The 12,318-nt window shown below is 71.7% G+C and carries 13 protein-coding genes; 3 read left to right on the top strand and 10 right to left on the bottom strand.

The window, feature by feature from the left end:
- Nucleotides 1-18: 18 nt before the first annotated feature.
- On the top strand, nucleotides 19-273 hold the full coding sequence (locus tag OH804_RS03575; protein ID WP_030491531.1) for a type II toxin-antitoxin system Phd/YefM family antitoxin: 255 nt from the start codon (nucleotides 19-21) through the stop codon (nucleotides 271-273).
- The gene (locus tag OH804_RS03570; protein WP_406062704.1) at nucleotides 270-644 is read left to right on the top strand and encodes a type II toxin-antitoxin system VapC family toxin; all 375 of its coding nucleotides are present in this window, start codon (nucleotides 270-272) and stop codon (nucleotides 642-644) included. Before OH804_RS03575 ends, OH804_RS03570 begins: the two co-directional genes overlap by 4 nt.
- Before the next feature lie 260 nt (nucleotides 645-904).
- On the opposite strand, the gene OH804_RS03565 is transcribed toward OH804_RS03570, so the two are convergent.
- From OH804_RS03565 to OH804_RS03525, 9 genes are all read right to left on the bottom strand, one after another.
- Complete coding sequence (locus OH804_RS03565; protein ID WP_406062702.1) at nucleotides 905-2,158, bottom strand: RNA polymerase sigma factor; 1,254 nt, start codon at nucleotides 2,156-2,158, stop codon at nucleotides 905-907.
- Between the two features lie 5 nt (nucleotides 2,159-2,163).
- The gene (locus tag OH804_RS03560) at nucleotides 2,164-2,499 is read right to left on the bottom strand and encodes a YciI family protein (RefSeq protein WP_196924374.1); all 336 of its coding nucleotides are present in this window, start codon (nucleotides 2,497-2,499) and stop codon (nucleotides 2,164-2,166) included.
- Nucleotides 2,500-2,584: 85 nt separating this feature from the next.
- Complete coding sequence (locus tag OH804_RS03555) at nucleotides 2,585-3,196, bottom strand: ATP/GTP-binding protein (protein WP_366338967.1); 612 nt, start codon at nucleotides 3,194-3,196, stop codon at nucleotides 2,585-2,587.
- The gene (locus OH804_RS03550) at nucleotides 3,177-3,563 is read right to left on the bottom strand and encodes a DUF742 domain-containing protein (RefSeq protein WP_030337267.1); all 387 of its coding nucleotides are present in this window, start codon (nucleotides 3,561-3,563) and stop codon (nucleotides 3,177-3,179) included. The genes OH804_RS03555 and OH804_RS03550 overlap by 20 nt, the downstream gene beginning before the upstream one ends.
- A gap of 5 nt (nucleotides 3,564-3,568) precedes the next feature.
- Nucleotides 3,569-3,991 (bottom strand): roadblock/LC7 domain-containing protein, encoded by a 423-nt coding sequence (locus OH804_RS03545; protein WP_030337269.1) that lies wholly within the window; start codon nucleotides 3,989-3,991, stop codon nucleotides 3,569-3,571.
- 90 nt (nucleotides 3,992-4,081) lie between these two features.
- On the bottom strand, nucleotides 4,082-6,643 hold the full coding sequence (locus tag OH804_RS03540; RefSeq protein ID WP_406062699.1) for a nitrate- and nitrite sensing domain-containing protein: 2,562 nt from the start codon (nucleotides 6,641-6,643) through the stop codon (nucleotides 4,082-4,084).
- Nucleotides 6,644-6,766: 123 nt separating this feature from the next.
- Nucleotides 6,767-8,389, bottom strand: a complete 1,623-nt coding sequence (locus tag OH804_RS03535; protein ID WP_406062697.1) for a prenyltransferase/squalene oxidase repeat-containing protein — start codon at nucleotides 8,387-8,389, stop codon at nucleotides 6,767-6,769.
- Nucleotides 8,382-9,299 carry a terpene synthase family protein gene (locus tag OH804_RS03530; RefSeq protein WP_196924378.1) on the bottom strand — a complete coding sequence of 306 codons (918 nt, stop codon included), beginning with the start codon at nucleotides 9,297-9,299 and terminating at the stop codon, nucleotides 8,382-8,384. The genes OH804_RS03535 and OH804_RS03530 overlap by 8 nt, the downstream gene beginning before the upstream one ends.
- The gene (locus OH804_RS03525) at nucleotides 9,296-10,633 is read right to left on the bottom strand and encodes a cytochrome P450 (protein WP_406066406.1); all 1,338 of its coding nucleotides are present in this window, start codon (nucleotides 10,631-10,633) and stop codon (nucleotides 9,296-9,298) included. Before OH804_RS03525 ends, OH804_RS03530 begins: the two co-directional genes overlap by 4 nt.
- A 445-nt stretch (nucleotides 10,634-11,078) precedes the next feature.
- Between OH804_RS03525 and OH804_RS03520 the strand changes: the two genes are divergently transcribed.
- Nucleotides 11,079-11,327 carry a DUF2630 family protein gene (locus tag OH804_RS03520; protein WP_091403743.1) on the top strand — a complete coding sequence of 83 codons (249 nt, stop codon included), beginning with the start codon at nucleotides 11,079-11,081 and terminating at the stop codon, nucleotides 11,325-11,327.
- Nucleotides 11,328-11,370: 43 nt separating this feature from the next.
- Here OH804_RS03520 and OH804_RS03515 read toward each other — a convergent pair whose 3' ends face one another.
- The gene (locus OH804_RS03515; protein ID WP_196924379.1) at nucleotides 11,371-12,303 is read right to left on the bottom strand and encodes a serine protein kinase RIO; all 933 of its coding nucleotides are present in this window, start codon (nucleotides 12,301-12,303) and stop codon (nucleotides 11,371-11,373) included.
- Nucleotides 12,304-12,318: the final 15 nt, after the last annotated feature.

Below are 12,318 nucleotides of genomic sequence, written 5' to 3'. Positions count from 1 at the left end.
AGCTAAGGAGGTGGCACGGTGGCCGGTGAAGCTGCGGCGCAGTTCAACATCCACGATGCGAAGACGAACCTGTCACGCATCATCGAACGGGTCGAGCACGGCGAGGAGATCGTGATCAGCCGGGCCGGCAACCCGGTCGCCAAGGTCATTCCTCTTCGTCGTACGACACGCACCGGTCGCGGGTCTCTGCGCGGTGCGCTGGATCTCACCGGTGACTGGGATTCCGACGAGGTCAACGACGAGGTGGCTCGCGACTTCGGGCTGTCCGGATGAGGCTCTTGCTCGACACGCACGTGGTGCTTTGGTGGCTGACCGACGATCCGGTCCTCGCCGCGGACATCAAGGACCGCATCGACACCGAACCCGACGTGTACCTGAGCCCGGTCACGCTGTGGGAGGTCGCGATCAAACAGTCGCTGGGCAAGTTGGCCGGCCCGGCCGACCTCGCCGAACGGCTCCGTGACGCCGAACTGCGGGAACTCCCGATCCGCCACGATCACGCCATCGTGGCTGGTCGGCTACCGGCGATCCACCGGGATCCCTTCGACCGGATGCTGGTCGCGCAGGCCCTGCACGAGGGGCTGACCCTGGTCACCCGGGACGACCGAATCCAGAAGTACGACGTACCGATCCTGGTGGCCTGACTCCCATCCGCCCACGTCGAGCGAGAAGATCGCGCCGATCTTGCGGTTTCGGTCGTCGACATGGGCGGGATGCCCCTTGTGCCGGGACAGAAAATGCAAGATCGCGGAGCGGGGACAGACCCGGCCCGTCGATCATGGAGTTGTGGTGCCTGGTTTGGCAGTTCACGGGGGCTTTGTTGCCCACCACAACTCCATGATCGACGAGGCGGTGCCGGTCCAGATGACCGACGTACCGCTCCTGACGGCGTGCGACCGCTCCGCTAACGGGCGAGGTCGTCGGCACGCTCAAGCAGCGCTCGGCGCTCGGCGGTCGACCCGGCCGCTGCCGCCGCCTCCCGGAACAGTCCGGCCGCGCGCAGCCGGTCGCCCTGCCGGGCCACCAGGTCGGCCTCCACCGCCACGGTGAGTGGATAGCCGTCCAGCCCGCCCCCGGCGCGCGCCGCGTCGAGCACTACCAACCCGGCGGCCGGCCCGTACGCGTAGCCGTGCGCCACCGCACGGTTGAGCGCGATCACCGGTGAGGGGCGGAGATCGGCGAGCGTGTCGTAGGCCCGCGCGATCGTCGGCCAGTCGGTGTCGTCGGCCGAGGCGGCGGTGGCGTGGCAGGCGGCGATCCGGGCCTGCCACGCGTACGGCCCGTCGTGGCGTACCCGATCGAGGGCGGCCAGGCCCTCGGCGATGGCGGCGCGGTCCCACCGGTCGCGGTCCTGCCGCTCCAGGGTGAGCAGGTTGCCGGCGGCGTCGCGGCGGGCGTCCCGACGGGAGTGTTGGAACAGGAACAGCGCCAGCAGCGCGGCGACCTCGGACTGGTCGGGCATCAGCCGGGCCAGCAGCCGGGCCAGCCGGACCGCCTCGTCGGCGAAGGCCGGTTCGCCGTCGGCGACGTAGCCCCGGGTGAACAGCAGGTACAGCACGGCGAGGACGCCGGGGAGCCGCTCGGTCAGCGCCGGCCCGCTCGGCACCCGGTACGGGATGCCGGCCTGGGCGATGCGGGTGCGGGCCCGGGTCAGCCGGCGGGTCATCGTCGACTCGCTGACCAGCAGGAGGCGGGCGATGTCGGCGGTGGGCACGCCGCAGACCGTCCGCAGCGTCAACGCCACCCGGGCCTCGAGCGCCAGCGCCGGGTGGCAGCAGGTGAAGATGAGCCGCAGCCGGTCGTCCACCACGTCCTGCCCCACCTCCGGCTCCGGCGACGCGTCGTCCGGCGTGAGCAGCGCCAGGTCGTGCAGCTTGCGCCGCTCCACTGTGGCCCGGCGCAGCAGGTCGATCGCCCGGTTGCGGGCCACCGTCATGAGCCAGCCGCCCGGGTTGTCCGGCACACCGTCGGCGGGCCACCGTTCCAGCGCGACGGCCAACGACTCCTGGGCGCAGTCCTCGGCCAACGCCCAGTCCCCGGTCACCCGGATCAGGGTCGCGACGATCCGGGGGTACGACTCGACGCTGGCGGCCGCGACGGCCGCCGCCGCGCCGGCCGGTGCCGGGGTGCGCACCGGCCGGCGCTGCGGGGTGGACATCCCGGTCAGTCGGACAGGTCGGCGAACGGGCGCAGTTCCAGTCGCCCTTCGCGGGCCATCGGGTGGGTGCGGGCCACCTCGATCGCCTCGTCCAGGTCGGCACAGTCGAGCAGGTCGAAGCCCACGATGACCTCGGCGGTCTCCGCGAACGGCCCCTCGGAGACGAGCAGCTCACCGTCGCGAACACGGACGGTGGTGGCCGCGCTGGGCGACGCGAAAACGTTGCCGGTCAGGCGGCGGCCCCGAGAGTCGTTCTCCGCCACCCACTTGTGGATGTCGGGTAGCTCGGTGGGGTCGGTGTCCGGCTCGGTGTCGCTGCAAACGAACATCATGTACTTCATCTGGTCGCTCCCTGGTTTCTCGGGGTATCGCCAGCATGACGATCGGCCGGCGGTGTTCCGGACACCCTCCCCCGAAAAACTTTGGTCAGTCTCCGCTGGCGGCGCGGCGGCGGGCCTCGCGGGTCTTCATGGCGTGCTCCATCAGCGTGACGAGCACCTCCTTGCTGGACTCGCGCTGCCGGGCGTCGCAGAGCAGCACCGGCACACCCGGGTCCAGGTTCAGCGCGGCCTGCACCTCGTCGAGCCGGTACTGCCGGGCGCCCTGGAAGCAGTTCACCGCCACCACGAAGGGCGTCCCCCGACCCTCGAAGTAGTCGATCGAGGGGAAGCAGTCGGCGAGCCGGCGGGTGTCGGCCAGCACCACCGCGCCGATCGCCCCCAACGCCAACTCGTCCCAGACGAACCAGAACCGGTCCTGCCCCGGCGTACCGAACAGGTACAGCACCAGGTCGTCGCTGATGGTGATCCGACCGAAGTCCATGGCCACTGTGGTGGTGGTCTTGCCTTCCACCCCGGACAGGTCGTCGATGCCGACCCCCGACTCCGTCAGCACCTCCTCGGTGCGCAACGGCCGGGTTTCGCTGACCGCACCAACCATTGTCGTTTTGCCCACGCCGAAGCCGCCCGCGACCAGGATCTTGATCGCGGTGGGCAGTGGCGTCGCTCCCGCCGGCCGGTCAGAGTGCCCGTAGTCCATTGATTACCGCCTCGAAGATGCTGTTGTCGGGAAGACCGGCCGTGGTCTGCGGCTCGCGGACCTGCACCAGGCTGCGGGCCGCCAGATCACCGAGAAGCACCCGGATGGTGCCCACCGGCAGGTCGAGATGGGCGGCGATCTCGGCGACGGACTGTATGCGTTGGCACAGCCCGACGATCGCCAAATGCTCGGGACCGAGACCGACCTCGGGCGTGACCTCGGCTCGGGTCGCCGTGACCAGGGAGATCAGGTCGAATGTTCCGGTGACCGGGCGGGCCCGCCCACGCGTCACCGCGTACGGACGCACCACCGGACCCGCGTGGTCATCCACCCACTGATGGTCTGCGGACTCCCCCTGCACGGTCATCGCCGTTACCTCTCGCCGACCTGCTGATCAGTGCCGCGCGACGGCGATGCGACGTACTTGCCGACCCGGGTGACCAGCATCGCCATCTCGTAGGCGATCAGGCCGACGTCGGCGTCCTCGGTGGCCAGCACCGCCAGGCAGGCGTTGCGGCCGGCCGCTGTGACGAACAGGAACGACGACTGCATCTCGATGATGGTCTGCTGCACCTGCCCGCCACCGAAACGCTTGCCGGCGCCTCGGGCGAGGCTCTGGATGCCGGCCGCCATCGCTGCGAGGTGCTCGCCGTCGTCCCGGCTCAACCCCTGGGAGGAGGCCATCAAGAGGCCGTCGGTGGAGAGCGCGACCGCATGTTCGGCCTGCTTCACCCGGCCCACCAGGTCATCCAGCAACCACGTCAGGTCGGCGCTCGAAGCCGTCTTCTGGGTCACTTCGTCGTCCTCTTCTCGCCCGGCTGTGCGCCGTGTTCGTCTGGGGCTTGACCGTCACACCGCGCGGAAACCCGCGTCGTCGGTGCTCGGTCAGGTCGCTTGTGGATCCTCGTCGGTCGGCTCGGCCGGCGTCGCCGCCGCCGGGGCGCTGGAGGCGCCCCCGAGCAGCCGAGCCGCGTCGGTCCGCCCACGCCGGGTGCCGGTCTGGTAGGAGCTCATCATCCGGCGAACCTGCTCCGGTGGGCGCACCACATCCTCGTCGTCGGTCTCGGACACCGCCGGGTCGTCTCGCAACTCGGGAACGATGTTCGCCTGTCGGACCCGGACGGGCAGGCCGGAGTCGGTGCGCTCCGCCTCGGCGCGGGCGGGCATCGGACCACCGTCGCCGGCCGGGGTCGGCTCGCCGTCGGGGGCCTCCGCGCGGGTGCGGTCGACGGCGGGGAGGCCGGTGGGCACGGTCGGGGCTTCCAGGGCTGGCTGGGCCGGGCCGCGCCGGGCGCGGGTGGGCAGGTCTGGGGCGCCGGTTGCCGGGGTGGTCCGCTGTCGGGTGGGAAGAACGGTGTCCGCCTCGGCCTCCTCGTCAGTCGTCGCTGGAGTGGTGTCGGCCGGCACCGCCACCGGCGCGGTCACCGCCACCTCCGGCGCGGTGGTCGTCGGTGCGGCGAGCGCGACCGGTGCGAGAGACGCCGGACGGCCGCTGTCCGTGGCGGGCGCCGACGGCATCGGGATGGCCGAGCCGGCCCGGAACGAGCCGGAGTCCTCCGGGGAGGCGTCGGCCTCGGTGACCAGTTCCAGGGGGATCAGCACGACAGCTGTGGTGCCGCCGTACGCGGACTCCTTGAGCCGTACCCGCACGCCGTGCCGTTCGGTCAGCCGGCTCACCACGTAGAGCCCGAGGCGGGCGGCGTTGGCGAGGTTCAGCTCGGACTGGTCGACGATGCGGTGGTTCGCGGCGGCCAGGTCCTCCTCGCTCATGCCGAGGCCCCGGTCCTCGATCTCGATGGCGAACCCGTTGGAGACCAGCTGGCCGCGGACCTCGACGGTCGTGTGTGGTGGGGAGAACGACAGGCCGTTCTCGATCAGCTCGGCGAGCAGGTGGATGACGTCGCCGACCGCGCGGCCGGCGAGCGAGACCGGCCCGAGCGGCAGCACGTTGACCCGGGTGTAGTCCTCCACCTCGGCCACGGCGCCGCGCACCACGTCGACCATGGGGACGTTGCGTCGCCAGGCCCGACCGGGGGTGGAGCCGGAGAGCACGATCAGGTTCTCCGCGTTGCGGCGCATCCGGGTGGCCAGGTGGTCGACCCGGAACAGGTCCTCCAGCTCCTCGGCGTCGTGTTCGCGGCGCTCCATGGCGTCGAGCAGGGTGAGCTGGCGGTGGACGAGCGCCTGCGTGCGTCGGGCCAGGCTCAGGAAGACCTCGCGGACGTTGCGCCGCAGGTCGGCCTGCTCGACGGCGGTCCGCAGCGCGGTCTCCTGGACGGCGTTGAACGCCTTGCCGACCTGGCCGATCTCGTCGGTGCCGAACTCCAGCGGGGGCGCCTCGGTGGCCACGTCGACCTCCTCGCCGCGCCCGAGCCGCTCCACCACCCGGGGCAGCCGCTCGTCGGCGAGCTGCCAGGCGGCCTCCCGCAGCCGGTCCAGTTGGCGCAGCAGGTTCCGTGCGGTGGTGATCGAGACCACGACGGAGGCGATGACGGCGAGCAGACCCAGGCCGGTGGCGAGGACCAGTCGGACGACGACCATCACTGCCACGCCGGTGGCCCTACCCACGATGCCCTCACCGCCGGCGGTCACGGCGTCGTTCACCTCGGCCAGCACCGGCTCGACAGTGCCCCGCCACTGCTCGGCGTCGACCGGCAGCTGGGTCGACGGCCGACCCTCGCGGATGATGCTGTCCTGCACGGCACGCAGCCGGGTGAACGCCTCGCCCTCGACGAGCTGTTGGTAACGGCGCTGGTCGGCGTCGGCGAGCCGGACCCGGGTCTCCTCACCGAGGAACCGCTCCGAGCCGACCAGCGCGACGTAGCGGGCGTACTCGGCGCCGCTCATCCGACCGTTGCCGAAGAGGCCGCTGAGCAGCGCGTCCTCCTGGGAGATCAGCTCCTTCATCCGGTTGAGCTGGATCAGGGCCGCCGCCTCGCCGGCGATCTGCTTGTCGTCCAGGCTGCCCGTCACGTCGTAGATCTGGAAGATCGACTCGATCGCGCCGGTGTACGCCTCAGCGGCGGCGATCTTGTCGATCTTGCGGTCCAGCACCTCCGCGCGGGTCTGCTCCAACGCGTTGACCTGGGCGATCGTCATACCGAGCTGGGTGTCCAGTGCGGAACTGCCGGCGATGTCGACCTGCCAGTTGCGCACCGAGGCGGCGAAGTCGGCAGCCAACTCGGCGGTCTTGCGCTGCTCGGCCTCAAGCGCCGTCCGCTGCGCGGCCTCGGGGTTGCTCAGGTACGCCTGGGTCAACCGCCGCTCCACCTGGAGCTCCTGCAACAGCGGCTCACTCGGCGTGTAGACCTTGCTGTTGAGCAACTGGACACCGAGCAGGTTGAAGCCGTCACGCAGGGTCACCCAGGCCGCGAACATCCAGAGCGCGATCAGGGAGAGCAGCAGGGCGACAACCTTGGTGCGGATACTCGTACCGCGAGAACGCATTGAACCGTCCCAGGCTGGGCGTTGACTCAGCTCATCAACGAATGATCAGAGGGGGCGACGTCCCACCACAGCGGGGCATCCGGGCTGAGGCTCTGCGTACGCTAGCAGTGTCCACACAACCCCTCAAGTCGCTGTTTTTGTTGACTGGTAACCGCAATCCACCACCGATCGGTCCACGCCCGAGGCACGAATGCCGGCCAGCCGGCAGGCGGCGAGCACCGTGGCGCGAACGATGACCGTCGGACAGTACAGCTCCTTGCCGTACCACAGTGGAGGGTGCTGCCGGCCGGCGGACTCGTGCAGGTAGGCGTGCCCACGGGCCACCGCGTCGTCCACCCGTGGCACTGTCGTCGGCACCGCCAGCAGCACCTGGAGGGCGTACGCGGTCTCCTCGGCGGTGCCGTCCCACCGCCCCCACGAACCGTCAGCGCGCTGGCTGTTCAGCACCCAGCCGGCCGCCCGATCCACCGCCTCGGCGGCGGCCGCACCCCGCCCGAACTCGGCCAGCGCCAGCACGCAGCAGGCGGTGGCGTAGTACGGCGAGGCGTGCCACCGGTCCTGCCAGGGGCCGTCGGCGAGCTGGTGTGCCGGCAGCACGGCGCTGAGCCGCTCGACCGTCCGGTGGTACCGGGCGTTCGCGCCGGGGTGTGTGGCCACGTACTGGCCGAACGCGTCCAGCACGTGTGCGTTGGTGGTGACCGAGAAGCCGTCCTCGCTCCCCGGCCAGGTGCAGAAGCCGTCCGCCGTCTCGTACGCCCACAGGCTGGCGGGGTCGGCGCGGCGGCCGAGCCGGGCCAGTGCGTCCAGCGTGACCGATGTGGTGTCGGCGTCGGTCGGCAGGCCCTCGCCGGTGGCGATGCCCTCGGCACCGGTGGCGGCGGCCAGTGTCCGCAGCACTGTCGCCGGCGGATTGACAGCGACACCGGCGCGGCGCAGGCCGCTGAGCACCCAGGCCCGCTCGAACACGGTGATCGGGGTCGGGCAGGGCACCGGCCCGTCAGCCTCGCGGATCAATTCCCGCAGGAAGGCGTGCGCGGCGGGGCCGGCGGCCGGGCCGGCGGCGGTCAGCCATGCGGCGGTCGCTGCGGGTGACGCGCCGACGGCGGTCAGGGTCGGTCCGGCGTCGGCCGGTGTCGCGTCCAGCAGCTCGTAGAAGTGGGCCAGCTTCGTCGGCAGCGCCGCCCCGGCGGCCACCGCGGCGCGGACCGCGCGCAGCCGGTCGGACCCGAGCCCCGCGGGCAGCGCCAGCGGCGGACGGGGCAGCCGCTCCGCGGTCGTCCGATCCAGCCTGGCCAACCGGCCGTTGATCGACTCGACAAGCGCGGGGACGATGAGGTCCAACGCCGGGGTGTCCGGCAACGCCCGCGCGTGCGTGGCGAGCAGCCGGCCGGTGAGCGCGTCCAGTCCGCGTGCCACCGGGGCGAGCAGGTCCGCACCGGCCCATCGGCCGTCGGCCAGCGCCGCGAGCAGAGCGTCGGTGGCGCTGAGCGTGGGCACCAGGGCGTACCCCTCGGGTGGGCCCCACGCGCCGTCCGGGCGCTGCTCGCGCAGCAGGAAACCGATCCGCTGGTGGTGTCCCGGCAGCCAGGCCGCGCCGGCGACGAGCCGGCCGCTCTCGTACACCGAGGGGGCGACCTGCCCCCACGGCCGCAGCGCCAGGCCGGCGATCAGCTCGCGGGCGGCGTCGGCGACCGGGTCGGCGGCGGTCGCCTCGTCGGCGAACACCCGGGTGGCGCCGTCACTCATCGCGCGCCCCCCAGAAGTCCGACAGTTGGTAGAAGCCGCCGGTGAAGGAGATCTGCCGGTTGAGGTAGTCCGCCTGGCGGGGGCACCGCTCGGCGAGGGCGGCCAGGTCCCCTCGGCACCGGGCGGTCAGTTCGGCCAGCCGGTCGTGCACCTGCGCCGGGTCGTCGACCAGCAGCAGGGCGTTCAGGTCGCCCCACTCGGAGTCCCGGCCGTGGGTGGCCAGGTCGTTGACCAACCGCAGTACGCGCTGCACGCCACGACCGGCGTCCAGCAGGTCGGTCAGCTGGGCGAGGGTCCGGTCGTCGCCGGTGGCGATCCAGTGGGTGACGTTGACGAAGGAGCAGGCGAGGTTGTCGGCGTTGTCCAGGTAGCGGTCCAGGTCCGGCAGCCGCCGTCCGGTGGTCGGGTCGGTCGGCAGGTGCTTCCAGTCCCACTCCCGCGCCACTGCGGCGAGCATCCGGGCCAGTTCGTCACGCCAGATCGGTCGCAGCCGGACGAACGCCGGGACGGTGGTCAGCTCGTCGCGCAGGTCGGCGAGCAGCCGGGCCAGGTGGCGCCCCGGTGGTGGCGCGGCGCCGTCGGCCACCGCGAGGCAGTCGGTCACCACCTCCCGCACGTCGTCGACGGACCGCGCGAGGTAGTCGACCTGCCAGTCGGCGGCGAAGACCCAGAGCAGGGTACGGGTGGTGATCCGCAGCTCCGCGGCGGTGTGCCACGGCGCGGTGAAGGCGATGGCGGTGGCCACCGAACTGAGCAGCGCCGCGTCGAACGGCGCCGCGTCGAACAGCTCGGGATGGGCGGCGGTGACATCCTGGAGGTCGCGTACGCCCCGGACGGCGAGTGCGCACACCCGGCCCTGCTCGGCGACCGCGTCCTGACCGGCCCGAGCCGGTCGCGGGGTCTCCGTCACGATGCGACCGGGCGCTCGACCGGGGTGAGGATGAGCTCGGGCCGCTGCTTCGGTTGCAGCGAGGCGCCCATCCGAGGGGTGAGGTCGACCGGTTCGCGTAGCCGGAAGCGATAGCGGCTCAGCACGGTGCTGACGATGAGCTGGGCCTCCAGCAGGAACAGGTACTGCCCGAGGCACTGGTGCGGGCCTCCGCCGAACGGGAAGTAGGAGTAGCGGTAGCGCCGCCGGGGCAGCTCCGGCGCGAACCGCTCCGGGTCGAAGAGCGCCGGGTCGGTCCAGAACGTCGACATCCGCTGGGTGACGTACGGGCTGACCAGCACGGTGCCGCCGGCCTTGATCCGTACCCCGCCCAGCACGTCGTCGGCGACGGCGGTGCGCGGGATCATCCAGCCAGCCGGGTAGAGCCGCAGCATCTCGTCGAGCACCATCCGGCCGTAGCGCAGCTGGGGCAGGTGCTCGCGGCCGACCCGTTCGGCGCCGACGACCCGCTCGATCTCGTCGGTCATCCGCTCGGCCACGTCGGGCCGGGACGACAGCACCGGCCAGAGCCAGGAGAGCAGGGCGATGGTGGTCTCGGTGGCGGTGGAGAACATCGCGACCACGTCGCCGCGGATGGCGTACTCGTCGGGTTCGCTGCCGTCGGCGCGCGGCCGGCAGAGCGTGGAGATGATGTCGTCGCCGTCGGTGGGACGGGCCCTGGCCTCCCGGATGATCGGCAGCACCACCTCGTCGATGGTGCGCACCGCGTCGCGGAAGCGCCGGTCGCCGGGCATCGGCACCGCGTACGGCACTGCGGGCATCAGCAGTCGGGGAAGCATCGCGGTGGTGACGGTGTCCAGCGCGGCGCTGATCCGCAGGGCGTCGGGGACGGAGATCCGGTCGGCGAAGAGCACCCGCATGGTGGTGCGTAGGACGATCCGGGTCAGTTCGGCGCCACCGTCGATCGGGCGACCGGCGAGTGCCGGTTCGAGCCACTCGTCGACCGCCTCGTTGATCGCCTCGGCCATCTTGTCGACGAGCGTCTCGGCTCGTTTGGCGGTGAACAACGGTTGCAGCGCGCCTCGGCTGGACTCCCAGATCTCACCCTCGGCGACAAGGATGGCGTCACCGACGATCCGGCGGACGGGTCGCCAGAGCAACCCGTCGCCGTCCCGGGTGTAGTTGGCAACGTTGTCCCGCAGCACGCGTTGCAGGTGCTCAGGATGGCTGACGAGGTAGGGGCGGAACGAGCCGAGGTTGAGCCGGATGACGTCGCCGTCGGCGTCCTGGGCGAAGCCGACGAGCGCGCCCAGCGGATCGCGGACCAGTGCCGGCACAGCGCGGCGTAACGGAATCGTCCTTGGCTCGGTGCTGACGGTGGCGGGGCGCGCCTCGGACACCTGCGACATCGAACCACGTCTCCTCGTCGTCCCGGCGACCGAAGCGGTCCACTTCGGTCGGGCAGGTTGATGAAACTTTCACCTTCTGGGCCGACGGCAGCATCTCATCAAACGAGGGGCACCTCCAGACTTGCGGATGGCGCAATTTCCATCTAAGCGCACGCACATTCATCGATGTTCTTGCCTTGCGCAAATCCTGAATGGATACTCAGGCGCAGCACCGCGCCGGGTGGGCCGGGACCCCGGCGCGACGCACGAAACGGCCGCGCGCGGCCGACCTGGCTGCGGCATCGGCACCAGACGGGCGGCGTCGGGCCGGACGGTGCGGGCCAGTGACCCGGGACGCACCGGTACCCCCGAATCCGGGCGATGCCCGGCACCCTGTGCCAGGCTCTGTGGCATGGACGACAAGACCATCCTGAACCGGATCTCCGAGCTGGTCGACGAGGAACACAAGCTGCGTGCCGACGCCCAGGCCCACGAGTCGGGCACCGAGGGCGAGGCGAGCGAGCGACTGCGCGCCCTGGAGGAGTCCCTCGACCAGTGCTGGGACCTTTTGCGCCGCCGACGGGCCGCCCGCGAGACCCACGGCGACCCGGACGCCCAGGGCGAACGCCCCAAGCCCGAGGTGGAGCGCTACCTGCAATAGCCGGGTGGCGGGTCGGGCGGAGTGACCGCCCGACCCGCTCCGATCAGCGCAGGCCCGCCTCGTGCAGCAGCTCTCCGGTCAACACGCCGGGGTCGACCTGCTCGGCGGGGAGACCCCGGGCCGCGAACCAGGCGCCGACCACCCGCACGTCGCGGGCCAGGAACTCCGGCCCCTGTGGGTTCGCCACCACGTCGACCACCTGCGGCAGGTCGATGACGACCAACCGGCCCTGATGCACGAGCAGGTTGTACGGCGACAGGTCGCCGTGCGCGTAACCGGCCCGAGCCAGCACCCGCAGCGCCTCCACCAACTGGGCCCACAGGTCACGCAGTTCGCTCGGGTCGGGGCGCAGCTGGGCCAGTCGGGGCGCGGCCTCCCCCGACTCGGCGTCACCGACGAACTCCAGCATCAACTCGGTGCCCCGCAACTGCACCGGGTACGGCACGGCGATCCGGTCGTGCCCGGCGCCGATCTCCCAGAGCCGGGCCAGCGCGGCGAACTCGGCCGCCGCCCACTGCCCGGCGATCATCTGCCGGCCGAACGCCGTCCGGCCAGCCATCGCCCGGTTCTCCCGGGACCGGCGCACCCGGCGGCCCTCCAGGTAGCCGGCATCGCGGTGGAACAGCCGGTGTTCAGGATCGCGGTAGCGTTTCACAGCGAGCAGGCAGGACCGGTCGGTGTCGGGCACCGCCCGACGGACGAGGTGGACGTCCGCCTCCTTGCCGGTCTTGAGCACACCCAACTCGGTGTCCTTGGCGGCCAACTCGGTGACCAGCCAGGCCGGATGCGGATGCGGCCCGTGTACGGCGTCGTCCCAGGACGACCAGCGCTCGCCGGTGTCCGGGTCGGGCTCGCTGTCCGGGTCTGCGAGCGGCTCGGTGGGCCGCCCGCGCTTCAGAAACTGCGGTTCGTCGTCGTCGAAGCGGCTCTTGCCGCGGCTGCGGCGCTCCAGCGCCGGAAGGTCATGATCGCGCACTGTGGTGACGGTCCC

Origin of the sequence: Micromonospora sp. NBC_00860 (genome assembly GCF_045207375.1) — a bacterium.
Lineage (GTDB): Bacteria > Actinomycetota > Actinomycetes > Mycobacteriales > Micromonosporaceae > Micromonospora > Micromonospora vinacea.
Note: the sequence above shows the minus strand (reverse complement) of the source record. Positions and strands in the feature narration are given on the sequence as shown.

Bases quoted from the DNA above. Each gene is read 5' to 3' on its own strand.
- OH804_RS03540 (WP_406062699.1), bottom strand. From the start codon at position 6,643: ATGCGTTCTCGCGGTACGAGTATCCGCACCAAGGTTGTCGCCCTGCTG.
- OH804_RS03560 (WP_196924374.1), bottom strand. From the start codon at position 2,499: ATGAAGTACATGATGTTCGTTTGCAGCGACACCGAGCCGGACACCGAC.
- OH804_RS03570 (WP_406062704.1), top strand. From the start codon at position 270: ATGAGGCTCTTGCTCGACACGCACGTGGTGCTTTGGTGGCTGACCGAC.
- OH804_RS03535 (WP_406062697.1), bottom strand. From the start codon at position 8,389: ATGAGTGACGGCGCCACCCGGGTGTTCGCCGACGAGGCGACCGCCGCC.
- OH804_RS03555 (WP_366338967.1), bottom strand. From the start codon at position 3,196: ATGGACTACGGGCACTCTGACCGGCCGGCGGGAGCGACGCCACTGCCC.
- OH804_RS03550 (WP_030337267.1), bottom strand. From the start codon at position 3,563: ATGACCGTGCAGGGGGAGTCCGCAGACCATCAGTGGGTGGATGACCAC.
- OH804_RS03520 (WP_091403743.1), top strand. From the start codon at position 11,079: ATGGACGACAAGACCATCCTGAACCGGATCTCCGAGCTGGTCGACGAG.
- OH804_RS03565 (WP_406062702.1), bottom strand. From the start codon at position 2,158: ATGTCCACCCCGCAGCGCCGGCCGGTGCGCACCCCGGCACCGGCCGGC.